General features: G+C 61.2%; 19 protein-coding genes. 10 read left to right on the plus strand and 9 right to left on the minus strand.

Annotated elements, in window-relative coordinates; translation table 11 throughout:
- The first annotated feature begins 25 nt into the window (after nucleotides 1-25).
- From G6N74_RS11150 to G6N74_RS11185, 8 genes are read left to right on the plus strand one after another with little or no spacing between them, the layout of a single operon-like run.
- Nucleotides 26-1,219 (plus strand): ROK family protein, encoded by a 1,194-nt coding sequence (locus tag G6N74_RS11150; protein ID WP_165117246.1) that lies wholly within the window; start codon nucleotides 26-28, stop codon nucleotides 1,217-1,219.
- A complete protein-coding gene (locus G6N74_RS11155; protein WP_165117248.1) occupies nucleotides 1,219-2,577 on the plus strand; it encodes a hypothetical protein in 1,359 nt (452 codons plus the stop codon). The genes G6N74_RS11150 and G6N74_RS11155 overlap by 1 nt, the downstream gene beginning before the upstream one ends.
- A complete protein-coding gene (locus G6N74_RS11160) occupies nucleotides 2,570-4,624 on the plus strand; it encodes a TIM-barrel domain-containing protein (protein ID WP_165117250.1) in 2,055 nt (684 codons plus the stop codon). The genes G6N74_RS11155 and G6N74_RS11160 overlap by 8 nt, the downstream gene beginning before the upstream one ends.
- Before the next feature lie 22 nt (nucleotides 4,625-4,646).
- Nucleotides 4,647-5,882, plus strand: coding sequence for an ABC transporter substrate-binding protein (locus tag G6N74_RS11165; RefSeq protein ID WP_165117252.1), 1,236 nt, complete (start codon nucleotides 4,647-4,649; stop codon nucleotides 5,880-5,882).
- 6 nt (nucleotides 5,883-5,888) lie between these two features.
- Nucleotides 5,889-6,833 (plus strand): carbohydrate ABC transporter permease, encoded by a 945-nt coding sequence (locus G6N74_RS11170; RefSeq protein ID WP_165117254.1) that lies wholly within the window; start codon nucleotides 5,889-5,891, stop codon nucleotides 6,831-6,833.
- Nucleotides 6,834-6,880: 47 nt separating this feature from the next.
- Nucleotides 6,881-7,735 (plus strand): carbohydrate ABC transporter permease, encoded by an 855-nt coding sequence (locus tag G6N74_RS11175; RefSeq protein WP_165117256.1) that lies wholly within the window; start codon nucleotides 6,881-6,883, stop codon nucleotides 7,733-7,735.
- 25 nt (nucleotides 7,736-7,760) lie between these two features.
- Nucleotides 7,761-8,594 (plus strand): creatininase family protein, encoded by an 834-nt coding sequence (locus tag G6N74_RS11180; protein ID WP_165117258.1) that lies wholly within the window; start codon nucleotides 7,761-7,763, stop codon nucleotides 8,592-8,594.
- Complete coding sequence (locus G6N74_RS11185; RefSeq protein ID WP_246245721.1) at nucleotides 8,591-10,021, plus strand: FAD-binding oxidoreductase; 1,431 nt, start codon at nucleotides 8,591-8,593, stop codon at nucleotides 10,019-10,021. Before G6N74_RS11180 ends, G6N74_RS11185 begins: the two co-directional genes overlap by 4 nt.
- 23 nt (nucleotides 10,022-10,044) lie before the next feature.
- Here G6N74_RS11185 and G6N74_RS11190 read toward each other — a convergent pair whose 3' ends face one another.
- The 9 genes from G6N74_RS11190 to G6N74_RS11230 form a co-directional block, all read right to left on the minus strand.
- Nucleotides 10,045-10,899, minus strand: a complete 855-nt coding sequence (locus tag G6N74_RS11190) for a sugar phosphate isomerase/epimerase family protein (protein WP_165117260.1) — start codon at nucleotides 10,897-10,899, stop codon at nucleotides 10,045-10,047.
- A 491-nt stretch (nucleotides 10,900-11,390) separates the two neighbouring features.
- Entirely contained in the window at nucleotides 11,391-13,184 is a 1,794-nt protein-coding gene (locus G6N74_RS11195) for an AMP-binding protein (RefSeq protein ID WP_165117262.1), read from the minus strand.
- Between the two features lie 24 nt (nucleotides 13,185-13,208).
- Nucleotides 13,209-15,563, minus strand: coding sequence for an amidase (locus G6N74_RS30720; protein WP_165117264.1), 2,355 nt, complete (start codon nucleotides 15,561-15,563; stop codon nucleotides 13,209-13,211).
- A complete protein-coding gene (locus G6N74_RS11205; RefSeq protein WP_165117266.1) occupies nucleotides 15,560-16,273 on the minus strand; it encodes an ABC transporter ATP-binding protein in 714 nt (237 codons plus the stop codon). Before G6N74_RS11205 ends, G6N74_RS30720 begins: the two co-directional genes overlap by 4 nt.
- Nucleotides 16,263-17,303 carry a branched-chain amino acid ABC transporter permease gene (locus tag G6N74_RS11210; RefSeq protein WP_165117268.1) on the minus strand — a complete coding sequence of 347 codons (1,041 nt, stop codon included), beginning with the start codon at nucleotides 17,301-17,303 and terminating at the stop codon, nucleotides 16,263-16,265. The genes G6N74_RS11205 and G6N74_RS11210 overlap by 11 nt, the downstream gene beginning before the upstream one ends.
- A complete protein-coding gene (locus tag G6N74_RS11215) occupies nucleotides 17,303-18,169 on the minus strand; it encodes an ABC transporter permease subunit (protein WP_165117270.1) in 867 nt (288 codons plus the stop codon). Before G6N74_RS11215 ends, G6N74_RS11210 begins: the two co-directional genes overlap by 1 nt.
- Nucleotides 18,170-18,181: 12 nt before the next feature.
- Entirely contained in the window at nucleotides 18,182-19,405 is a 1,224-nt protein-coding gene (locus G6N74_RS11220) for an ABC transporter substrate-binding protein (protein WP_165117272.1), read from the minus strand.
- Nucleotides 19,402-21,018 (minus strand): flotillin family protein, encoded by a 1,617-nt coding sequence (locus G6N74_RS11225; protein ID WP_165117274.1) that lies wholly within the window; start codon nucleotides 21,016-21,018, stop codon nucleotides 19,402-19,404. The genes G6N74_RS11220 and G6N74_RS11225 overlap by 4 nt, the downstream gene beginning before the upstream one ends.
- 321 nt (nucleotides 21,019-21,339) lie before the next feature.
- Nucleotides 21,340-22,428 (minus strand): substrate-binding domain-containing protein, encoded by a 1,089-nt coding sequence (locus G6N74_RS11230; protein WP_165117276.1) that lies wholly within the window; start codon nucleotides 22,426-22,428, stop codon nucleotides 21,340-21,342.
- A 200-nt stretch (nucleotides 22,429-22,628) separates the two neighbouring features.
- On the opposite strand from G6N74_RS11230, the gene G6N74_RS11235 reads away from it, so the two are divergent.
- The gene (locus G6N74_RS11235) at nucleotides 22,629-23,063 is read left to right on the plus strand and encodes a MarR family winged helix-turn-helix transcriptional regulator (RefSeq protein ID WP_165117278.1); all 435 of its coding nucleotides are present in this window, start codon (nucleotides 22,629-22,631) and stop codon (nucleotides 23,061-23,063) included.
- Between the two features lie 319 nt (nucleotides 23,064-23,382).
- Nucleotides 23,383-25,341: a flavin monoamine oxidase family protein gene (locus G6N74_RS11240; protein ID WP_165117280.1), complete on the plus strand. Its 1,959-nt coding sequence runs from the start codon at nucleotides 23,383-23,385 to the stop codon at nucleotides 25,339-25,341.
- Nucleotides 25,342-25,365 lie beyond the last annotated feature (24 nt).

The following is a 25,365-nucleotide window of genomic DNA, read 5'->3' on the forward strand; positions in this document are numbered from 1 at the left end:
ACAGTGTAAATATCATGGAAACTCGATGTCTGGACGCTTTGCACCAAGGAGCAGAAGGGAGACCAGAGCGGTCGTCCTCGAAAGCCTTTTGCGCAGCGGAGGAGCCTTCAGGCCGCTGATTGCAAGGGATGCGCAGCTTACGGAAGCAAGCATTTCCCGCATTCTGACGGAATTGCGGGGTGAAGACATCATTGAGGAGATTCGCCGTCCGGCGCCTTATGTCGGCGGTCCGACCGCTCTTGTTACACTAAGCAAGAATATAGCGATCGCCGGCATTGAACTGTCGAATGACAGGCTTTCCTTCGGTATCGGCGATCTCGCCGGTACCATCGATTATGTCGAACGCATGCCAGCCTCGCCGCAACTGAAACAGTCGGAATTCGAGCGGCTGTTCGGCAATTGCCTTGCCACGATGACGCAATGGACCGGCAAGCGGGGCATTTCCATCCGGCAGGCGGCACTGTCCATTCCGGGTTACAGCAGCGCAAATACCAATCCGATTTTTACCTGGGACATGAAACGCCTGCGCGCCTTTCTGGCCGAGGTTCTGGAAGGCGTCCCGCTGTCGATCACCAACTCGGTCATCGCGCAAGCCGCCTTCCATCGATATTCCAGCACTGCCGCCTACCCGATCGAAGGCGATCACCTGTTCCTGTTCGTCGGCCATGGCGTGGCCGGCGTGGTCGTCAATGAAACGGCTCCTATCGACACTTTCTCGCCGTTCGAACTCGGGCACATGGTCATCGAGCGCAACGGGCATGCGTGCCGGTGCGGCCATAAGGGCTGTCTTGAAGCTTACACCTCCTTGAAAGCCGTCTCGAAGATCATTGGTATCGCCGAGAGCGAGGTGCTGCATCAAGGCGACGGGTTCATCGAAGCGCTTGATCTCGGAGACGACATCCGAACAAGCCTTCGCGAACGTCTCTTCCTGCTGGGTCTTGGTCTCGGCAACGCACTGAATTTGCATCCCGTCTCATCTGTTGTGATCAGTGGCTGGCCGTCGCTGATGCCGGTCGGAGACCGCGATGCAATCCTGGAAGGCCTCGACGAAAGCCTTCTTGGCGGCTTCGATCAGGATCGGCTCAAACTTTCTTTCATCGCACCGTCGATCGGCAACGACCCGCAGGCGGCGCTCTACTACGCAGCCTATTGTTTCGTGCGTGGCGGCGGGCTTGAGGCAAAAGCCGAGCCCCAGGCGGCGCTGGGGGAGAATGCCTGATGACGATCTTGCACCGGACCGGAAGCATCGTGGCCGGCAGCCGAAAAATAGGCGTCCTCTTCGTTGCTTCGGCTCTGTTTTCCGAAACTGCGGCCAAGGCGCTGATCAATCGCACGCAGGAACTTGCTGTCGACGAACGGCTGACGGGCCGGCTTCAGGTTGCGGAAAAACTTGCAAGGGATCGTGAGAGCTGCGCCGAGTCTCTGAAGACGCTCGATCTCGATCAACTCGACGGCCTCGTCATCCAGCTTTCGACGTTTTGTACGGCCGAGCTTCTGCACGAGGTTCTCGACAAGATCGGAAACCGCCAGCTGCCCTTAGCACTTTGGGCACTGGAAGAATCCAATGAGATCGTGACGAACTCATTGTGTGGGGCGCAGCTCTGGGCATCGACGCTCAACCGCTTCGGCCGCCGTTTCACCCTGCTGCTTGGCAATCCCGGCGATGCCGCGATCGTCGATGAGCTTGCGGCTTTCAGTGCGGCCGCGCGTGCGAGAGCAAGCATTACCGGAGCACGCATTGCCCTGCTCGGTGCGCATGCCGACTGGTTCACAAATCTGGCGGCCGACCCCTGGGGGCTGAAGCAAGCGCTCGACGTAACCATCGAGCAGACGACCCTGGTCCGTTTCCTCCAAGACTGCAAAGCCGACGAGGCCTCAGAAAAGGTCGCGGCCAAACGCTGGTCCGACGCCCATTTCGAAGACGGCAACGCCGAGAACGGGCGGCTCACGCTCGGCCGCACCTATGCCCGCCTGGAGGCGGGTCTTGACCGGGTAAAGGCCGATGCCATCGCCATTCGCGATTGGCCCGAAATTCTCTATGCGGAAAATTTCCGCGGCACCTGGGCCGCACTCGGCGAATTGTCCGACCGTGCTGTGCCAATCGCCCCGGAAGGCGATGTGATGGGCGCGCTGACCGCCCTCGCCATCCGCGCTTTCGATCCCTCGTCGCTGCCGTTCCTGACCGATATTTCCGGCATCGACCGCGCCAACAACAGGCTGGTGCTCTGGCACTATGGCGTCAGCCCGCGCCTTTCGGACGGCCCCCGCTCGCTCGACCCGGTACTGAAACAGGAGAGCTTTCCGCTGCGCGCCGGCGCGATGACCTTGGTGCGCCTTTCCCTGCGAAATGACGGCGCGATCCGGATTTTCGTGGCTGAAGGCGAGATCGAGGCGGAACGCTCCAAGGCCAACCGCGCCGCCGGCTATTTCCGTCCCGCGACGATGGAAGCGGAAGCATTCATCCGGAATTTCATCGAAGGAGGCTACGAGCATCACGTCACCGCCGTTTACGGCCATTGGGGCAATGCAGTGCGCCACCTCGGGCGCCAGCTTGGGCTGAAGGTCGACCATGCTTGACACCGGCCGCACGCCGTTTGCCGATCTGCTGCCTCGTGGCGTGGTCCATCGTCCCGTCTCGGTTGGCTGGCGCGCGGATGGGGGCTCTTGGACGACTGTGCCCTTCGGCGAAATGCCTGACGGAAAAGTCGACGTAAGCGCCAGTGACGACGGTCGAAGCATCTGCATCATCGCCTCAAAAGCGGACGCCTCGGCAATCGAGATTGCCTTCGCTGTTCCGAAAATCTTCCAGGCCTTCGGCGGCGGCGAAAGGTTCGAAACGCTTGATCTGCGCGGCCAGTCGGTGCGCTATTACCTCGAGAATTTCGGCCTCGGCAACGGCACCTATCTGCCAAGTCCATGGATCGCGACGACGCTCGGCTATGCGGTGTTCCTGCCCGAAGAAGCGCCGGCGGTCTTTCACGTCGCCCCCTCCTTCGATCCAAATGTGTTTCGTATTCAGGTCGAGGGCGATCGTCTCGATCTAGAGATTCATCTGGGCGAGCTGTCCGAACTCTACGCCCTGCTGATAGACCGTATCGGCCCGCCATTGATGCCGGAGGATAGCTTCTTCAGCCTGTGGAAGGCGGGCGACTGGCGGATCGAAAACGCAAAAACGGTTGCCGCTGACGTGGCAGGCCATGCCGGCCTGGGCTTGCCGATGGGCGTCAAGCTGATCGATGCCTATTGGTCGAGCGAGGTTCATTCCTTCGCCTTCGACACGCAGAAATATCCGGACGCCGATGGCATGATTGCCGACCTCGCTAGGGATGGCACCGACATCTATCTTTGGCTGTGCCCCTGGGTGGTGGTCGGTACGCGCTCTTTCGAATATGCCAAGGCACAAGGCTACGTGATCGTCGATGCCGCGGGCGAACTGATCACGCGGCGCCCCGGAGCCAACCCCAACATCATCGCTGCGCTCATCGACTTCTCCAACCCGAAAGCCCGCGCATGGTGGTCGAACAGCCTGCGCGGCCTACTGAAACAAGGCATAAAGGGCTTCAAGGCCGATTTCGGCGAGCAACTGCCCGAACATGCGGTTCTCATGTCGGGAGAAACCGGCGGCAGAGCGCACAACGCCTTCGTTCGCTACTATCTGGAAGCCACCATCGACGCCTTCGACGGCGGCACGCCCGCCATTATCAGCCGCTCAGGTTCCCCGCGCATTCGCGCGCCGATCTGGACCGGCGACCAGACCTCCGATTTTTGCCCCAAGACCGGCCTGCCGTCGGCGATCCGTGCCGTCCAGAGCGCCAGTCTTTCAGGCTGGTCCTTCATCGGCAGTGACCTCGGCGGCTACTTCGGCACGCCGACCCCACAGGTCTTTGCACGCTGGGCGCAATTCGCCTGCTTCACGCCCCTGATGATGCTTCACGGTCTCGGCTGCCGGGAGCCGTGGGACATGGATGACAGCTCGGCGCGAACATATAAGCGTTTTGCAGCACTTCATCTCGCACTGCTTCCCGTCTTCCAGCATTTTGGCCGCCAGGCGACCGATGGCGGACTACCGCTGCTGCGCATGATGCCGCTGGCATTCCCGGAGATCAACTGGCGCGAAATCAACGACTGGGATCAGCAATTCATGCTGGGCGATGACATTCTGGTCGCGCCTGTTGCCTTCTATGGCAACACGCGTGCGATCTATCTGCCTGCCGGCGACTGGTACGACGTATTGGCAGGAGAATGGGTCAATGGCCCTGCCTGGCGGGTTCATGACGTTCCGCTTGAGAACATGCCGATCTTCATTCGCTCAGGCGCAAGGCTGCCGCTTGCAACGGACGCCGCGTCACGCGGTGCTTCCATGCTGGTTTTCGTCAATCCCGACAGTGCCGATCGCCTTTCGATCGACCATGTGGAGCCTGGCTGGAATGTAGACCGTGTCGGGATAGTCGGGTCGAGCGGTCGCGGGCGCATCGTGGGGGGAGCAGAGCGGCAGCCGAACAGCCAGGATGCGGCGATCGAAGATTGGTTCGGCCCGGACATCATCTGGGCGACGCCGCTTCACGGCAAACCTATGGAAATCGTCCTGGATAGAACGACGGAGAAGTCGACACGACAGGATTGACGTCAACAGTGGAGGAGACGACATGACCGTACATAAATTTCTCAGAAAGAGCGCAGTATCCGCTGCCATCGCCATTGGCCTCGGCCTTTCGCCGGCCATGGCCGACAACATCGTATTCTGGGTCAATTCACCGCTTGCCTCAGGGCCTGACGCGCCGATCTACGCCGAGATCAAGGCCTTCGAGAAGGAAACCGGGCATACGGTCGAAGTCCAGCCGGTAGCGCATATGGAAATGGAGCGGAACCTCTTCGTTGCTCTGTCGGGCGGTGCAGGACCGGATGTGATGGCGCTCGACATCGCCTGGGTCGCGGGCCTGGCTGATGCAGGCCTGATTGCCGATCTCTCCGAAAAATCCAAACCGTTCGCGGCCGAATATCAGGCCGGACCGCTTGCCAGCGGACGCTTCGACCAGCGCCAATATGCGATGCCGCTCTACACCAACAATGTCGCGCTTTTCGTCAACGACCGGATGCTGAAGGAAGCGGGCATAGACAAGGCGCCAGCCAATTGGGACGAGTTCCACAAGGCCGCCGTTGCCATGACGAACAAGGATAAGGATACCTATGGTCTGACCTTCGGCGGCAGCCGCATGGGCGCGTTCCAGCTCTACAGCTTCATCTGGGAGAATGGCGGCGACATCATCGACGAAACCGGCAAGGTTCGCGTCGGTGAGCCGGGCGCCGTAGACGCGGTGGATTTTCTCGCCAAACTTTACACCGAAAATCACGCCATGCCGGAATCCGTGCTTACCGCAGGGTCCTGGGACGAGGTCAACGCGCCCTTCATCCAGGAGCGTGCCGGCATGCTGATCAGCGGTGACTGGGCGCTGTCGGCGCTTGAGAAGGGTAATCCCAAGCTCGAATTCTCCGTCCATCCTTTGCCAACCGGAAAGCAGGCTGCCACCGTTATCGGCGGCTACAATCTGGCGATCAACGCGAACTCCTCGGTTCAGGATGCAAGCTGGCAGCTGGCACGCTGGCTGACGGGTCCGCGCAGCGTGGAACTCATGCATAAATACAACCGGCTTTCAGCGACTGTTGCGGCAACCACGCCTGAAGCGATCGCTGCGCTGCCGGAAAAGCAGCGGCCATTCATGCAGCAGGCCGACGCAGGAAAGGCACGCCCGGTCGTCGCGGCGTGGAGTCAGATTCACAACGAGATCATCGCGAATGTGTGGGACTCCGTGCTTCGCGGCAAGCCGGCAAAGGACGCCATGGCCGAAGCCGCAACAGCCATCCAGGGCCTGCTGGGACAGTAGCGGCAAATGATGAAGCGCACCTCGCCCCGTCAGGAACTCAAGAAGACCTGGTCGTCCATGTTCGAGACCGGACGGGGTGCGCGCATCTATCCTTATCTTATGGTACTGCCGGCAGTGCTTGTCGTTGTTGGCGTCGTGGTTTACCCGCTGGTCTACGGCATCCTTTCTGCGTTCTACGACGTAACGCTGAGGACGCTCGGCAGCGGCAAGATGAACTTTGTCGGCCTGCGCAATTTCGAGCGCGTCTTCGCCGATCCCGTCTTTCTTCAGGCATCGTGGAACACACTGGTCTGGGTTGTCCTGAATGTCGTCGCCCAGCTGGGTCTCGGCCTGGCGCTGGCACTACTGCTGCATCGGGCCATACCCGGCATCGGCTTCTTCCGCTCCGGCATTCTCGTGCCATGGGTCGTGCCGAGTGTCGTTGCGGTGCTGACCTGGCGCTGGATGTATGATCCGAGCGTCGGCATCGCCAACGAATTGCTGCTGCGGCTGGGTATCATCGACGATTACCATCCCTGGCTTGGCGATACGGCGACGTCGCTTTACGCAGTGACGATAGAGAGCATCTGGAAGGGTACGCCGTTCGTCATGCTGCTGCTTCTCGCAGCGCTGCAACTCGTCCCGCGCTCCATCCTTGAAGCCGCATCCATGGACGGCGCCTCCGGCTGGCGCAAGCTGTGGCATGTGATCCTGCCGCAGATACGCGTTTCCTTCGCCATTGCCGCAGTGTTGACCTTCATCCTCACGGTCAACAACTTCAATGCGATCTGGCTGATGACGGAAGGTGGGCCGCTGAACTCGTCCGAGATCCTGTTCACGCTGGCCTATAAATACGGCTTCAAGCGCTTCGATCTCGGCATGGCATCGGCGGTCGCGACCATGCTTTTCGTCGGTCTCGTCATCGCGACGACTATCTATCTCAAACTCATCCAGGCACGTGAGGGCGACTGACCATGCAGATCGCCTCCATTCACGAACGCCCGACGAAAAGAGTCGCAATGCCGCGCATTCGATCTGGCTTGAGCCTGCCCAAGCCACTGGGCAAGTTTCTCACCTATGCCACCTTGTGGGTAGCCTTCGTCTGGTCGGTGTTTCCGTTCTACTGGATGATCGCAACCTCGATACGCGGCAAGGACGAGATATTCCAGCGGCCGCCAAACCTCGTGCCGCATGCCATTACGTTCCAGAACTACATCGATCTTCTGGTCGGTGCGCAGTTCTGGCGCTTCGCCCTGAACAGCCTCATCCTGACGATCAGCGTCACGATCATCAGCGTCCTCATATCGGTGACGGCGGGATATGCCATGGCACGCCACCGCTTCAAGGGCTCGGTGATGCTGCCGTTGTTCATGCTCTATGGGCAGATGTTCCCGCCGGTGCTGCTGCTCATCCCCTTCTACGTCCAGCTTCGTTATCTCGGCTGGCTCGACAGTCTCTACGGCCTCATTCCGGTCTACCTCAGCTACATGCTGCCGCTCTGTGTCTGGTTGATGCGCGGGTTCTTCTCGCAGGTGCCGTTCTCTCTGGAAGACGCTGCCCGCATGGACGGCTGCACCCGCTGGCAGGCATTCTGGAAGGTCATCCTGCCGATGGCGCGCCCAGGCATCGTCGCGGTCGCCACCTGGGTGATGATCCACACCTGGAACGAGTTCCTCTATGCCAGCACCTTCATCCTCAGCGAGAAGAAACGCACCCTGCCCCTCGGGCTCAGCGGGTTGATCGGCCAGTACACCACGGACTGGGGCGTGCTGATGGCCGGCGGCGTCATCACAGCCGCGCCCATACTCATCGTCTTCTTCTTCCTGCAGAGACACCTCGTCTCGGGTGTCGGCGGTGGCGCGGTGAAGGGATGACCGAGGCACGACACGGAGCAAATGCATGAGCGGTCGCAGCGCCCGCTGGGCGGATCTGACACGTCATGACTTCGCGTCGCTCGACAGCGACCGGACGATCGCCGTCCTGCCAATCGGTGCGATCGAGCAGCATGGTCCGCATCTGCCGGTTTCTGTCGATGCGGATCTTGTCGATGCGGTCGTCGAGCGCGCGTTGCCGCTAATTCAGTCCAACCTGACGGTTCTGTTCCTGCCGACCATGGTCTACGGCAAGAGCAACGAGCATGCGGCAATCGCCGGAACGCTCACGCTTTCTGCCGAAACGCTGATCCGGGTTCTCATGGAGATCGGCGAAAGCGTCGCATGCGCAGGCGTCCGCCGGCTCGTCTTTCTGAACGGGCACGGCGGCAATAGCCCGGTTCTCGACATCGTTGCCCGCGATCTCAAGGTCAAGTTCGGCCTGCAGACCGCAACCTGCCACTGGTACAATTTCAACGAGGCCGAAACGCTGAGGGACAAGACCGAGCAGGCATACGGCATCCATGCCGGACTGGTCGAAACCAGCGCCATGCTGGCGATCAAGCCCGAGCGCGTCGTCATGGAACGAGCGGCGGATTTCGGCAACGCCGCGCAGGGCTGGCAGGAGAGCTATCGACATATCGGGCTTTCGGCAGGCCGTGCGAGACCAGCCTGGGAAATCGACGATCTCAACAAGGATGGAGCCTGCGGCAATGCCGCTGCCGCAACGGTCGAGATGGGCGAAAAGCTGCTTTCCACCACCGCCAGAAACTTCGCGGCATTCGTCTCCGAATTCGATCGCTTCTGCCGGGAAATGGATGTGGTCGGGCGGTCAGACGGGCAGGAAAAACGAGAGTCATGATGTCCATTTCAGGCAAATCGACGATCGATTGGCAGGCCTTCCGTCATGCGCTGGGCGCTGTCGACTCCTTCGACACGCCATCCATCGTCAAGAAGCGCTCCCGCGACTTCTTCTGGTACAGCCCGATCCTCAATCGCGAACTTGCCGGAAGTTTCGGCGATCTGGTTGTCGCACCAAAGAATATTTCCGAACTGGAAACCTGCATAGCCACAGCCGTCGAATGGAACGTGCCGACCGTCCTGCGCGGCGGCGGCACCGGCAATTACGGCCAGGCCGTGCCGATGGACGGCGGCCTCATCATAGACATGACTAGCATCAACCGTATCCTCGATATCGCCGAGACGACCGTGCACGTAGAGGCAGGCTGCAAGATCGGCGCGATCAATGAAGCTCTGCACGAGCAAGGCCGGGAACTGCCCATATTCCCTTCGACCGAAGCCATCGCCACGATCGGCGGCTTCATCGCCGGCGGTTCGGGCGGCATCGGATCGATCACCCACGGAATGCTGCGCGATGGCGGAAACATCGATTCGATCGAGGTTCTGTCGATGGAGAACCCGCCTCACCGGCATGTCTTCAAGGGCGACGATATCCGAGCGATCCATCACGCATGGGGGCTGAACGGTGTCATCACCGATCTGGTGTTGCGCACCGTTCCGGCGCGCAACTGGATCAACGTCATCGCTTCCTTCCCGACCTACTGCGAGGCCTTCGAGGCCGGCATCGCAGTGGGCAAGAGCCGGGGTTTCGAACTCAAGCTGCTGACGACGATCGATGCGCGAATAGCAGGCTCCATACGTCGCCTGGACGGGATCGGCGGCAAAGGTCGCGCACTGCTGCTGGCGCTGGTGGACGACGCCGGCCAGGGGGAGCTGGCGAAGCTGGCAGAGGCGCAAGGCGGCACGATTGAACTCGCACTGGACCGGGATGCGATGGAAAAGGCTGGCCTGCCAGGCATGTCCGAGTTTTCCTATAACCACACGACCTTGCAGATTCTGAAAAACGATCGCAGCGTGACCTATCTGCAGGTGACCTTCAAAGCCCCGCTCGACAGTTCAAAGATCGATACGCTGCAGGCGATATTCGGCGATGAGGTCCTGATGCATCACGAGTTTGCCCTGCTCAACGGCGAGCTTGTTGCCTTCGATCTGCCGGTCGTTCGCTACTCCAGCGACGAGCGTCTTTTCGAGCTGATGCGGATCTACGATGAACACGGTTGCCCGCCATCCAATCCGCATGTGCCCTATGTCGAAGGTGGATCGATGAAGCCGGATTTCCGCCACTTGGCCTGGAAGAAAAGGCTCGATCCGCACGGACTGCTCAACTCGGCCAAGTCACGTTACTGGAACGATGTGAAACACCTTTCGCCGGAAGAGATCGAGAAGCTGCCAGCCCGTCCGGCAATCGCGAAGGCAAGCGCGCGCTGAACGTCTGGTGGCTGACATCCTGCTCAACCAAGCGTAAGTCCAGCCTTACGCGCCGCATCTCGCAGGAACGGCAGCCCAACCTCGATGACATCGTCCGGGTTCTCGTCGACCGAGCCCCACACGTCTGATTTGCCCGCAACATCGGCGTCGACACGGTTCATGCTTTCGAGCGTGATCGGACCTTCATAGCCGACATCCGCCATGGCCTTGAACGCCGCGTCCCAATTCAGCATCCCTCTACCGGGCACACCCCGGTTGGCTTCCGAAACCTGGACATAGCCGAGATATGGGGCAGCGGTCTCCAAGACTGCGGCAAAGCTCTCTTCCTCGATATGCATGTGATAGGTGTCGAGATGGATGAAGATGTTTTCCGCACCGATCCGCTCGATGATCCGAGCGGCATCAATGCCGCGATTGATCAGATGCGTTTCATAGCGATTGCACGGCTCGATGCCGATTTTCACCCCATATGCTTTTGCAGTTTTTGCGGCCCGTTCCAGAAAACGACAGATGCTATCGATCTCCTTTTTCGTGCGTGCACGGCCGGTCGTCTTGCCGATGGCTCCATAAGTCATGCCGCCCAACCCGAAGCTGCCGACTTCCGCACAAACACGAAATGCCGACTCCAGGTATTCAAGCCCCTCTTCCGGCCGTTCGACAACATCCAGCGACGCGGGCAGTCCGAGCGAGGCAAACAACTCCACCTTGTAATGGGTAGCGAAGGACCGCGTTCGTTTGGTGTCGATTTCTTGGGGCCGAAACATTGGGATTTCGAGCAAGCCGACGCCGTGCTCCTTTAACCTGTCCATCTGCGGATCGATACGGGCGATATCCCATACCGGTGCAATGGCAAAAGTGTGGAGTCCGAAAGTGCTCATGCGTCAGCCTCTTTGTTCGTGCGCCGCGGCAGCACTTGTGTCACCGCCAACCGACGATGACTTGGTTCATATGTTGGCAGTCTTCAGATTGGCCTCCGCGCGGCCGATGGCATAGGAGGCCAAAACCCCAGTTGGACCGCCGACAAACGCGGTGAAAGCAATGCCGCAGCAGCCATACCGCCAAGCAATGCGGTAGGCAAACTCCAAAAATCGGGATGGCGATCCTGATGCCCATCGTCTCATAGGGGTCGGCACACCGACCACCCGCCGCAAGCTCAGCGGCGGCCTCAACGGTTTAGAGCCGCGTTCATATCGCCGTTTACGCTCAGCAGGGAATCGGCGCGACGATAGAGCGGAGCGGATCAATGAATAATCTGGTCAAGGAAATACGGGGCACGCTCGGGCTGCGGCGCCGTGAAGAATTGCTCCGGTTCCGCCTGCTCGATGGATGCCATTTGAACGGCTGGTTGGACATGCCGGCGGGCGCAGGCTTAAGCGGTCTTGGCTTGCTGCAGGCCGAGCTCGGCGATCATCGTCTCCCGCATCTTGAACTTCTGCGCCTTGCCGGTGACGGTCATCGGCAGTTCCGCGACGAAGCGCACATAGCGAGGCACCTTGTAGTGGGCGATCTGGCCGCGGCAGAAGGCACGCAGCTCTTCCTCCGTCGCGGTCTGGCCAGAGCGCAACACGACCCAGGCGCAGATTTCCTCGCCGTATTTTTCGTCGGGCACACCGAACACCTGAACCTGCTCGACCTTGGGATGGCGGTACAGATACTCCTCGACTTCGCGGGGATAAACATTCTCGCCGCCGCGGATGAGCATGTCCTTTACCCGACCGACGATGTTGCAAAACCCGTCGGCGTCGATGGTGGCAAGGTCGCCGGTATGCATCCAGCCGGCTGGATCGATCGATTGCTTGGTAAGTTCCTCGTCGTTCCAGTAGCCGCGCATGACCGAATAGCCACGTGTGCAGAGTTCGCCGGGGACGCCGACCGCAACGGTCGAGCCGGTTTCGTCGACCAGCTTGACCTCGACATGGGGATGGACGCGGCCAACGGTCGAGACGCGGCGGTCGAGCGGATCGTCGACATTGCTCTGGAACGACACCGGGCTGGTCTCGGTCATGCCGTAGGCAATCGTCACCTCGCTCATATGCATGTCGGAGACGACACGCTTCATCACTTCGATGGGACAAGGAGAACCGGCCATGATGCCGGTGCGCAAGCTGGACAGGTCGAATTCGAAGAAACGCGGATGCTCCAGCTGAGCGACGAACATCGTCGGCACGCCGTAAAGCGCGGTGCAGCGCTCGCTGCTGACGGCTTCGAGCACGCTGACAGGCTCAAAACCTTCCCCCGGGAAAATCATGGTCGCGCCGTAGCTCACCGCGCCCATCACGCCCATCACCATGCCGAAGCAGTGATAAAGCGGGACGGGAATGGCAAGGCGGTCCTGCTCGGTGAGGCGCATCGTGCCGGTGACGAAGCGGGCGTTGTTGACGATGTTGCGGTGGGTCAGCGTCGCGCCCTTCGGCGCGCCGGTGGTGCCGCTGGTGAACTGGATGTTGATCGGGTCGTTGACAGAGAGACTGGCGGTTATGCCGTCGAGCTTCAGCCGGTCGCGGGCGCTCCCCTTCTCCGACACCTCGTCGAAACCCAGCATGCCGGGCATCGGCTCGGAACCCATGGCAATGACGATGCGCAGGCTGGGCAGCCGCGCGGCATGCAGCTTGCCCGGGGCCGCATCGTCGAGTTCGGGCGCCAGTTGACGCAGCATGCCGACATAGTCGCTCGACTTGAATGTGGGAGCGAGGACCAGGGCGACGCAGCCGACCTTGTTCAGCGCATATTCGAGCTCGGTGACGCGGTAGGCCGGATTGATGTTGACGAGGATCGCGCCGATGCGGGCAGTGGCGAACTGCGTCAGAATCCATTCGGCGCGGTTCGGCGCCCAGATGCCGACGCGGTCGCCGGCCCTGATGCCGAGCGCCAAAAGCCCTGCCGCAAATGCGTCGACGCGCCGGTCCAGTTCCTGATAGGTCCAGCGCAGGCCCTGCTCGCGAAACACGGCTGCCTCTCGCTGGCCATGACGGGCGACCGTCTGCTTGAGAAGCTGCGGAATGGTCAGGTCCCAGAGCGGCGCTTCGGTGTCTCCGCTGACATGGGCTTGCCCGGCGGCAGGCTTGCGTCCGCTTTTTCTGCCTATACCAGCCGCGCCAGCGTCGTCGGCCAGGGCCCGCAGTGCCGAAATCGGCTGCTTAAGGTCGTTGATGGTGCGAGCCATGGTTTCCTCCCCAAAAGGCGATCGCTACATACTACGCCAATCGCCCGACTGTTCGAAAGCGTGAGCGGCGCGATAGATTGTGCTTTCCTCGTAGAAACGGCCAATCAACATCATGCCGACCGGCAAGCCGTCGATCATGCCGCACGGCACGCTCATTGCCGGATGGCCAGACGCATCGAAAGCAGACGTGTTGGGGATCATCTCGAAGGCGCGCTGTATCTGCAACGCCAGCGGCGCGTCCGCAGGCGGCAGAGGCGGCGCTTTCATCGGCACGGTCGGCATCAGCAGCAGATCGTAGGATTTGAGCGCCTCGTCATAGGTCGCCCGCAGCAGGCGGCTGAGATTCTGCGCCTTGGCGTAGAAGCGGCCACGGTAATAGCTCTGCATGTATTCGCCGACGAACATCGAGATCTTCAGCGTCTTCGACAATTCGTCGGCGCGGGCGCGCCAGTTGGAATGGGCGTCGAGCAGGCTGGTGACGTAGAGCCCTTCCCAGTTCGTGCCGAAACCGTTGCCATGCATCATCAGATCGGTCAGGCCCTCGAGCGCGATCGGCGTCCAGATGACCTGACCGTCGCGATGCATGGGGATCGACGTTTCCTCGACCTGCGCGCCGAGGCTGCGCAGCCTGTCAGCGGCAACCCGCACCTTGCGGTCGACCTCGGCCTCGCTCGATGGCCAGCCGAAACCCTCGCGGACGATACCGATGCGCAGGCCCGAAACGCCGCGGCCGAGCGCCTGCGTGTATTTGTCGACGCGCGGCGCGTATTGACGGGGGTCGAGCCCGTCGGCCCCGGCGATGACTTCAAGCAACAGCGCATTGTCGGCGACATTGGCTGTGATCGGCCCGGCATGGTCGATGGTGATTTCGATCGGCATGATGCCGGAATAAGGCACGAGCCCGTGCGTTGCCTTCATGCCATAGGCACCGCAGAAGGCGGCAGGCATGCGGATCGAACCGCCCTGGTCGCAGCCGATCGCCATTTCGACCTCGCCCGCCCCGACAAGCGCGCCTGAGCCGGAAGACGAGCCGCCTGAGGTATGACCCATCCTGTGCGGATTGTGGACCGGCCCGGTCGCATTGGTATGGCTGCCCCCGGACAGGCAGAAATACTCGCAATGCGACTTGCCGACGATGGTACCGCCAGCGTCGAGGATGCGGGTTACGATGGTGGCGTCCAGATCGGGCGTATAGCCCTCCAGCGTCGAGGCACCGTTCATCATCGGCACGCCGGCAAGGCAGATATTATCCTTGAGCACGATCTTGCGGCCTTCGAGCGGACCGCTGACGGCGCCGCGCACCTCGCATTTGTAGTACCACGCGTTCATTGGGTTTTCGGCCGCCGAAGGGCGATAGCCGGGCGTGCGCGGATATTTCACCTTGGGCAGGTAATCGGGAAGCTGATCGATCCGGTCATAGGCCAGGAACGAACCTTCCATGAGCTGCATGTAGGCGACGATCTCCTCGTCGGAGAGATGCATATGCAATCCGCGAACGACATCCTTCATCTGGTCGAGGGTTGGGCGGCGGACGGTCATGTAGCTCTCCCTGTGAGCGGGCGACGCCATCTGTGCTGCGGCAGCGGATGGCGTATGCGATTTGATCTGGGCCGAGACAGGCTGCACGCCTGACGCCGGCAAGCCGGGTTTTGGCGACGATGCGCGGCCGCGGCCAAAGCCCATGAAGCTTTCAATTTCCGCGCTACTGGCGTCGTGGCCCGTCGGGTCGGGGATCTCGCCACGCTCCATGACGACCAGCCGGTCGCAGACATCGGTCAGGAATTCGAGGTTCTGCTCCACAACCAGGATGGTCAGCCCGGTCTCCTTGCGGATGCGGTTCAGGGTTTCGGCCATCTCCTGGATGATCGACGGCTGGATGCCCTCGGTCGGCTCGTCGAGCAGGACGACAGAGGGTTCCGCCGCCAGGCAGCGTGCGAGCGCCAGAAGCTGCTGCTCGCCGCCGGACAAGGCGCCTCCCGGCCGGTCCAGAAGCCGTTCGAGGCGCGGGAAATCGGCAACGGCATTGGCGACCGCCTCCTCCGCATCGCTTGAAGCGCAATCCCGGTTCCAGGCGATCCTGATGTTGTCGCGAACCGACAAATGCGGGAAGATGCCCCTGCCCTGCGGGACGTAGCCAATGCCGAGACGGCCACGCTCGAAGGGTGCAAGCCGCGTGATGTCGTCGCCGTCGAATCTGACATGCCCGGCCGTCGCAGGCAGATAGCCCATGAGGGTCTTCAAAAGCGTCGATTTGCCCATGCCGTTTTGGCCGAGCACGCCGACGGATTCGCCTTCACTGATCATCAGCGAGACGCCGCGCAGGATCTGGATATCGCCATAGCCTCCGGTCAGGCCATCGACCGCCAAAAGCGCGCTCATAGGCTTCTCCCGAGATAGACATCGCGCACCAGAGGGTCCTCCAGCACATCCTCCACCGGGGCCTGCGCGATAACGCGGCCCTGGTGAAAAACAGTGACGGTCTCCGCAATCTGGCGGATGAAATGCATGTCGTGCTCGACGACGATCAGCGTGGCGTGCTCGACAAGGCCGCGCAGGATGCCGACCATGCGCTCGACCTCCTCGCCGGAGAGGCCAGCGGCCGGCTCGTCGAGCAGGATCAGCCACGGCTTGGCAGCAAGCACGATGGCAAGTTCCACCAGCTGGCGCTGGCCGTGCGACAATTGTCCGACCAACTCGCGCCGAAGATCGGCGATGCCGACGGCCTCCAGTGCCTGGAGCGTCCCGGCGTTTGCATCGCCGCTCCTGCGCCGCGCCGCTAGCCAGACATTCTCATGCACGGAAAGCCCGTTCATGACGCTCGGCACCTGCGTCTTGATGCCGACGCCGAGACGTGCGAGCCGATGCGGCCCAAGCCCTGAAACGGGCTCACCGCGCAAATAGACCTGGCCGTCGCTTGGTTGCAGCATGCCGGTGAGGCATTTGAAGAAGGTGCTTTTCCCCGCGCCGTTCGGCCCGATCAGGCAACGCAGTTCGCGCTCGCGCAAGGCGAAGTCGACGCGATCGACGGCGGTGACGCCGCCGAAGCGGACCGTCAGCCCGTTGGTTTCAAGCACGACCTCACCCGGCATTGGACACTGCACGCTTGCGCCGTCTTTGGCGGCGGGATTTCTTCGACGATGGCCGGCGCAAGCCAGCCTTCATGAAGCGCGCGACCGTCGGGACAAGTCCCTCCTGAAGGAACAGCACGACGACGATGAGCAGGACCCCCATGATGAAGGAATTGTCGACCGCCGACTGATGGCCAAGCACGAATTTGAGATAGCCGAGAAGGGCAGCGCCGATCATCGGGCCGATCAGCGTGCCGAGCCCACCGACGATAACCCAGATGATGATCTCGGCGGACTGGCCGAGGCTGAACAGGCCGGGCGTGACGATCTCGGCCCAATTGGCGAACAGGCAGCCGGCAAGGCCGGCGAGACCACCGCTGAGCGCAAAGGCTGCGGATTTGTAGAAGCGCACGTCATAGCCGAGAAGCTCGGTACGTTCCTCGTTTTCGCGCAACGACACAATGATCCGGCCGAAGGGCGAGAGCAGCGTCAGGCGAAGGCCGAGATAGACCAGCGCAAGCAGGGCAATCGTGAAATAGAAAAGGCCGGCGCCATAGATATAGGTGCCCGGATCACCGGGCACGGTCAGCGTGGGGAAGCCGGGTATGCCGTTGAAGCCGCCAAGCCGGGCCTCGCCGATGCGATAGGTTGGCCCGGCGGTCGAATTGAAGAATTTGAACAGGATCAGCGTCACCACCAGCGTGACGACAGCGAGATAGACATCGCTCAGCCGGCCATAAAACATCAACGCACCGAGCAGTCCGGCGAACACTGCCGGCACCAGGATGGCGAGCGCGAAAGCAGCCCAGGCGCCATTAAAATTGATTGCCGCCAATGCATAAGTGTAGGCGCCGAGGCCATAGAATGCCGCCTGACCGAAGCACAATATGCCGCCGAACCCCCAGATGAAACCGAGGCTGAGCGCCAGCATCGCATAGATGGTGAGCAAGGTGGCGGTGTGGACGTCGACGATGAATGGCAGGACAAGCGCACAGACCAGCGTGCCGACCAGGACCCGCCCTGCCTCCATCATGAGGATGCGGGAATTCATCAGGTCCAGCCCTTGAAAAAACGGCCGGTGATGCCGACCGGCATGAGCCGAAGCAGCACCACCGCGGCGACGAGTAGGGCTATCTCGCCGCCTACCGAACTCGTGACAAGGGTGAATATCTGAGAGATCGAACCGAACAGCCCCGCGCTGGCGATCGTTCCGGTGACGACCGAGGCGCCGCCGGAAATGACGGTGATGAAGGCCTTGGCGATGTAGTTCGCGCCGCTGCCGGGGCTCAGCCCGACGAGCGGAGCAAGGAGCGCGCCAGCAAGTCCGCTAAGCGCCGCACCGGCAGCGAATGTCGTCATATAGACATGCGAGATGTTCAGCCCGAAGGCCTGTGCCATGTCGGGCCGCTGCATGGCCCCGCGCGCTATCAGCCCGGCGCGCGTGGCTTTCAGCACGATGTATATGACGAGCATGACAAGTGCCGCCGCGGCAATGAGGAACAGGCTATAGCCGCCGATCTGGTAATTGCCGACCGTCAGCCCACTGAGCGGGTTCGGGATGCCGGTCATGGTATTGCCGAAGATCATCGAGAACGCCCCGGTCATTGCCAGGCTGAGGCCCCAGGTCGCCAGCATGGTGTTGATGAGCCGGCCATAGAGCCAGCGCACCACCAGCCGCTCGACGATCAGACCCCAGAGCCCGACCACCACAGGGGCCAGAACCAGCATGCAGAAATAAAGGTTCAGTCCGCTGCGATGGCCGAGAATGGCGACATAGCCGCCAAGCGTCAGGAACTCGCCATGCGCCAGGTTGATGACGCGCATCATGCCGAAAATGACGGCGAGGCCGGAGCTGATCAGCACCAGCACCGCGATGGAATGCAATATCTCGACGGTGACGACGACGGCGAAATCCATGTGATGCGCTGCTCAGATGTCGATTTCGTATTGCTTGTTGTCGTCGGGATTGGCCTTCAGGTCGCAGAATTTCTGGGTGTCGATCGGCTGACGCTGGCTGAAGCTTTTTATGACGGAAAGCGACTGGTCGCGGATTTCCATCAGCTGCATGTCGAGCACGGCGTGGTGGGTCTGCGGGTCGATTGCGATCTTTCCCGACGGGCCATCGATGCCGATGCCGCTTTCGAGCGCCTCGATGACCGGGTCATGATCGACGGTGTTGGCCTTCTTGACCGCCTCGGCCCACAAATGGATGCCCTGATAATTGTTGACGGCGAATTCGTTGATCGTCGCGACATCGCCGAAACGCGTCTTCCACTTGTCGAGAAAAGCCTTGTTGGCCGGGATGTCGATGCTGGGCGACCAGCTGTAGGCGACCATGATGCCGTTGCCCTCCTGCGGGGTCAGCACCAGATGCTCGTTACCGGATCCGAGCGTGGACGAGGCAAGCGGAATGCGGTCCTTCATGCCGGACGCGGCCCACTGGCGGTAGAAGGACAGATGCGCGCCGCCGACGAGTGCGGACAGAACGAGATCGGGTTTTGCTTCCTGGATCTTGGCAATCGTCGCGCCGAAGTCGGACACGTCGAGCGGGAAGAATTCGGTGGCGAGCACCTCGCCGCCATTCTCGCCGACATAATGGCTCATCCATTTCGCGGTGATCTGGCCGTAATTGTAGTCGGCGGCCAGCACGTAGACTTTCTTGCCAAACTTCTCGATCGCTGCCGGTATCAGCACTTCGATCTGCTGGGCGGGCGTGATGCCGGTGCAGACGATGTTGCGGTCGCAGACGCCGCCTTCGTAGAGCACGTTGTAGAAATAGGGAACGTTGGCCTTGCGCAGCGTCGGCCGGATCGCCTCTCGCGATGCCGAAAGAATGCCGCCATGGACGACATGCACCTTGTCGGAGCGGACAAGCTGCTGGGCGAACTGGGTATAGAGCGCCATGTCGGACTGGGTGTCGTAGGAAACCTTTTCGATCTGACGGCCGAGCAGGCCGCCGGCAGCGTTCAGCTCTTCGACGGCAAGCGTCGCGGCCATGTCCATCGGCTTGCCATAGGCGTCGAAGATGCCTGACACGTCGAGGATCGATCCCAGCTTGATCGGATCGCCGCTCTGCGCGCGCAAAATGGACGGTAGCGAAAGTGCGCCGGCCATAGCGGCGGTCGTAGCGAGAAAATGTCTGCGGTTGATCATGACGCCTGTTCCCTCTTGTTTGATTTCTGTCGGCGTGGACGCGCGGAGGCATCTCCCCCATCGCCGTTGCCCTGGTCGAGGTCGAGATTGAGGCCGATCGACTGGCCGAGCTTCTGCATAGCGGGAAGCTGCAAGGCGAGGTTGAGCACGCCATCGACGGCGCCGCCGATCGGCGATTGCGAACCGCCGGCGCCGTCGTGGCCGCCCCCACCCAGGCCGAGACCCGAAATATGGTTGATACGAATCGAGTCGATCTTCTCCAGCGGTTTCGCCATACGTTCGGCGAGGTCGGGAAGCCGGTCGATCTTGTGCATATCGAGCTTCATGCGCATCAGCGCCTCGCTCTGCTGGTTCTCTGCCGCAAACAGCGCGCGCTGCGCTTCAGTCTCCGCAGCACTTTCATGACGGCGCCCAGTGGCGCGCAGTTCGGCAGCTTCCGCTTCGCCGCGGGCCGTCTCGACCAGCGAGGCCGCGGTGCCTCGGGCCCGCTCTCCGGAGGCCTCGGTCGCGTGCCTGGCGCGGATCAAGGCCGCCGCCCCTTCGCGCTCCGCCACCAGCCGGTCGCGCTCGGCCTGCAGGCCTTCCTGCGCCTCGATCACCGCAACGCGCCCGCGTTCGGCTTCGGCCTGGACTGCGACTTCCTCGATGCGCTTGCGGGCAAGCGCGATCTCGCCGTCGATCTTGGCGGTCTCTGCGGCGAGCAGCGCCTCGACTTCGGACTGCCTTAGCTGCAGGTCACTGCCGATCTCGGCAAGGCGCAGATCGCGCGTGCGTTCGATACGGGCCTGCTCGGCGGCGCGTTGCGCGCCCTGGCGCACAGTTTCCGTCTGCGACTCCGTATCGGCCCGCAGCCGGTCGAGCGTCAGCCGCTGCGCGATCTCGGCCTCCTGCTGCTCACGCTCAATATCGAGCCGGCGCTTGACGGCGGCAAGGTCGGTCTGGCGCACGGCAAGGTCGGCCTCAGCCTCGATCTCGGCGCGCCGCTTGCGGTTCTCCGTGATCACCTCGGCCAGCCTGCGCATGCCGACGGCGTTGAAGGCGTTGTTCTGGTCGAGCGCGGCGAAGGCCGCTTGATCGAGGCGGATCAGCGAGACGGATTCCAGGTGGAGGCCGTTCTGCTTGAGGTTTTCGGCCAGGGCATCCCGCACCGCCTTTACGAATGCGCCGCGCCGCTCGTGCAGCGCCTCCATCGTATAGGCTGCGACGATCGCCTGGACGGCATCGATGAAGCGGCCTTCGAAGAGATTGCCGATTTCGTCAGGCCGCAACGCACGGGCACCAAGCGCCTGCGCGGCGGTCGCGACACCATCCACGGTTGGCTCGACGCGGAGGTAAAATGCCATTTCGACATCGACGCGCAGCCGATCCTCGGTCATCAGCGACTTTTCGCCGGCCCGCTTGATCTCGATGCGCATGGTGCGCATCGGAATTTCTTCCATGCGGTGCAGGAAGGGCAGCGCGATGAAGCCGCCATCCATCACCACCTTCTGTCCACCAAGGCCGGTTCGCAGCAACGCTTTCTCGCGGGTTGCCTTGCGATAATAACGCTGCAGGAAAGCCACGACGATGATGATGGCGACGATGATGGCTATCAAGGAGAGCAAAAGCGTCATGCGGCATGTTTTCCTGCGCGGCGGCGGATGGCAGGAAACTAGGCTCGAATTATTTTCCTTGTCAAATATTTATTTTCCTAGGATACTAAATTGATGGTCGCCGGCGACCATGGCTCGACTTTCCGGTTGCCTAGCCGCGAGGACGGGTCAAATGCGTAGAGTGTATCAAGAGTAAGTGTTCATCGCGTTGCATGGAGTGATTCATGCGGCAAGGACGTAGCCGACTTGCCGCATGACCCACGCAGGCAGAAGGAGCGCCTGATCTGCCGTGCGCAACAATGTGCACCTCCTGCGCATCCAAGCGGGGGGCAGTCTGCGATCCTAGGAAAAGCTCTCGATGATCCGGAAGTTGTAGCCGTGGGCCTCCGCCAGATAGGTCGGAGCGCGGCTTTCCTGGGCGAGATCGTAATAGCCGCCACGCACGCCTTCGCCGCCGATGGCGCGCGCCGGCCGACGCCAGCCGCCGCCTTCGGACGACCGCGACAGCGTGTCGAGAAAGCGCATGCCTTCATACAGGCCCTGGCCGATCGTGTTCAGCGTCGGCCCGCTCTCGCCGTAACGGCTGTAATAGCGCTCGCGGAAGGAATCGTTGCCACGATTTTCGAGCGCGCCGAAATAGCCCGAAGCAACAAAAAGCCTTTCGAGATTGGCATTGCCGATGGCCAACAGCATGTTTTCCTCGATGGCGCAGGAAAACCTTGCGATCGACGCGGAGAGTCCCGAAGCGCCAAAGGCGCGGTTGAAATGGACCGCATCCTCGCCCACCACGGACAGCAGCACAGCGTCTGGCTTCAGCGATTTCACACGTTCGAGAATGTTGCCGAAGCGGCTGGTGCCAAAGGGCACGTAGATTTCGTCCAGAATTTCATGGCCACGACGGCGAAAATGATGACGCACGATGCGGTGCGTGGTGCGCGGCCAGACATAGTCGTTGCCGATCAGCACCCAGCGCCGTGCGTTCAAGTGCTCAGCCAGCCAGTCGATGCCCGGCAGCAACTGGCGTGCCGGGGTCTCGCCTATGCAATAGACACCACGCCCCACTTCGCCGCCTTCATAGAGCGGAGTGTAGACATAGGGAACACGCCCGGCGATGCGATTTGCAACCGCGGTGCGCACATCGGACGTATGCATGCCGACCAGCGCATCCAGCTGGCCGTTTTCGAGCATTTCCTGCGCTGCCTCGGCGACCTCCTCGCCGGAGCGCCCGGCATCGACGATCCTGAGCACGATCTCCCTGCCCTGCAGACCGCCAAAAGCATTGATCTCCGCTGCCGCCAGTTCGGCACAGGATCGGCATGACGGTCCCCAGATGCCAGCCGCGCCGCTGACCGGGATGAAAAGTCCGACGTCTATCTGATTGCGTCGGCGCGAATTTATGACGCGATCGCCCTGCTTCCAGGAGCGGCTCATGCGCGTCGACTCCTCTCGAGGCGATGCTTCGTGGCATTGCCCTCTTCGGTTCCAGCCTGCGTTCCCTACAAACCGGATACCTTGCCAATTCCCCGCCTAAGAATGACGCGGTTCCGCGACCAGCGCAATATGGATGATTGCCGAGGAAACAAAAAAGTTCTATTCTGGTTAGACATTCATCAAAGCGCATACGTAAAGTCATGTCCAACGCTGCCAATACCCTTAAGTTGCCTGATCTTCTCGCTCGTGTTCATCGGGAGATTTATATCGATCTCAGCCGGATACTGTCCGAGGATGACGGGCTGCCGGTCGAGCAGTGGCGGGTTCTCTCGATCCTTGCCGCGGAAGACGGCCTGTCGATGAGCGATCTTTCCGAGCGGGCGTTCATGACAATTTCGGCCCTGTCGAAGAATATCGACCGCATGGTGTTTCGCGCCCTGGTGCATCGCCGGCAGGACAGCGGCGACCAGCGCCGCGTCCTGACCCACATCACGTCTTTCGGCCGCGAGATGCTGCGCAACCGCACACCTGCCGTCGAACGCTTCTGCAATGACCTTTCCGAAGCGCTGGGGCCGCGGGATTCGCAGCAACTTGAGACGCTGCTGCGCGCCGTTCTTGCCGTTCGCGGAAACTGAAAAGCCTAGCCAACCATTCTCCGTGCTGACAGCGCTGACCCGGTAATTTCATGGGCGCAAGCGATCTCAGGAATCGCGTGCTGATGACGCTGCGTCAGTAGTAACTCCTTAAGCATATCCTTATGAAACAACCGCCGCCAAAATGGCGGCCATTAAGACGATAGCCCGGCAAGGCATTGTTTTCCCTTAGAGTTATCGGGCGGCTTTGTTCGACCAAGCAATCATTGACAGGAATCGGGTTCTGGGCAATTATTTGCCTAGGAAAATGTTTTTGTTTTCCCAGCTTCTCTGCAAATTCATCACTCCTTAGGAGGAAGGCATGCGACCGGGTTTCGAAAAGGAAGTCCCTTATGTTCGCAATGTTTCGGCCAACCCATGGCTGCCCGACTATCCCAATCCGCCGGATCTGCGCTTCAACTATTACAAGCTGCTGAACGACTCCTGGACCAACCGCAAGGCGATCGGCACGGCGCCCGCAAACAAGACGGTCGCGATCATCGGCGGCGGCGCAGCGGGCATGACCACGGCGCGGGAGCTATGGCGTTCGGGCTATACGGTGCGGATGTTCGAGGCGAGCCCGCGGGTCGGCGGCCGGCTCTACACACAACGCAAATCCTTTGGCATGACGGCGTTCGAATTCGGCGCCATGCGCATGCCGTTCTTCAACGACCAGACGAGCGGCGAGGCACCCCAGCAATCGACCAACTGCCTCCTGTCCTACTATCTGAACCAGGATCAGAAATGGAGCGGCAATCCCAGCCCGACCTACGGCATCCTGAGTGACTTTCCCAATCCCGGCCAGACGAAGGGCGGAACCGGCATCTACATGAACAACGGCTACGGGCCGAACGACTGCTATTCCAGCCCGACGATGATCGACTGGCCTTATCAGGGTCAGCCCGACAATCCGGACCTGCAAACGGTCGCTGCCAAAGTCAACGCGCTGATCGAGCTGTTCACGGCCAATATCGCGCCAGTCTACACGCAAGACAGCAGCGCCTGGGACGTGATGTGGCAGCAGATCGCGCAGAACTACGACAAAATGTCGTTTGGCGATCTCGTCTTCACCGAACCGGTGACAACCTATAACAATGACGGCTGGTTCGGCGGCTTCGGCATGACCTCCTACGAGTCCGATCTGTTCTACACGATCGGCACCGGCGACGGCAGTTGGGGCGCCTTCTATGGCATCAGCGCGATGTGGTTCATCCGCTGCGTGATGTTCGGCTACAATTCCGATCTCCAGACGGTCAGCGGTCTGAACAACGCCAGCTACCTGCCGCAGTACAATTCAATGCCTTATGACAGTGGCGGCCAGCCGATGGAGCCGCCCTTCTATCGCGGCATCCAGTCACTGGTCGAATTGCTGTTCTATCTTCGCGCGCCTGGTACTGCGAAGTCGCTTTATTCCGCCTGCCGCGACGGCAACGACACGAGTGCGGCACTTTACGTCAATTCGGCGGTGAGCAAGCTGCAGCGCAATTCCGACGGCTCGATCAATGTTTTCGTTAACGGCGGCAGCTCCGTCATCAAGGCCGACTATGTCGTCATCACATCCCCGATCTGGTCGACGCAGCTGTCGATCGATTTCGAGGGCTTCGACAACCAGTCAATGCTGCCGTGGCGGGTTCCGGCCGCGTTGCAGCAACAGCATCTGATCGCCAGTGCCAAGGTGTTTTTCCCGCTCTACAAGGCTTATTGGAACGCGCCTGACTCCATTCCGCAGCTCATCGTCACCGATACGTTCGTTCAGGACGCCTATGGCGTGCAGTGGAGCCAGGACAACAACGATGCCGCGCTGCTTGCCAGCTACACCTGGGAAGACGATGCGGTGAAGCTGTTGGCCGTCGACAACAGCACGCTGCAGAAAATGGTGGCAACCGAGCTGGAGCGCATCACCACGACGACGCTGGGAAAGAGCATCCTGCCCTATATCAACACCAGCGCGGGCGCTGTTTTCCAGTGGACGCTGCAGCCGACCTATCATGGCTGCGCCAAGCTCTACCGCCAACGCGCCTGGGAGCAGTGCTACGATCTCCTGGCCTACAACCAGGTCTATTCGGGAACGTCCCGCCTCTATTTCGCCGGCGAATCCTACGGCGTCGAGGGAGGGTGGACCGAGCCCGCGCTGCGCACGGCGCTCGATGCGGTGATCCATCTCATCAACAATTCGAACGGCACCTTCAACAACGGCTTCCAGTTCTACAACTACCCTCTCTACGACACGACGTTCCAGCCGAACGAAGTCTATCCGCAAACCTCGGCGGCAGCAGAATGAACCGCGGTAGCAAATCCGGCGCGG

It is taken from the genome of Mesorhizobium zhangyense (genome assembly GCF_011045115.1).
Classification (GTDB): Bacteria; Pseudomonadota; Alphaproteobacteria; order Rhizobiales; family Rhizobiaceae; genus Mesorhizobium_M; species Mesorhizobium_M zhangyense.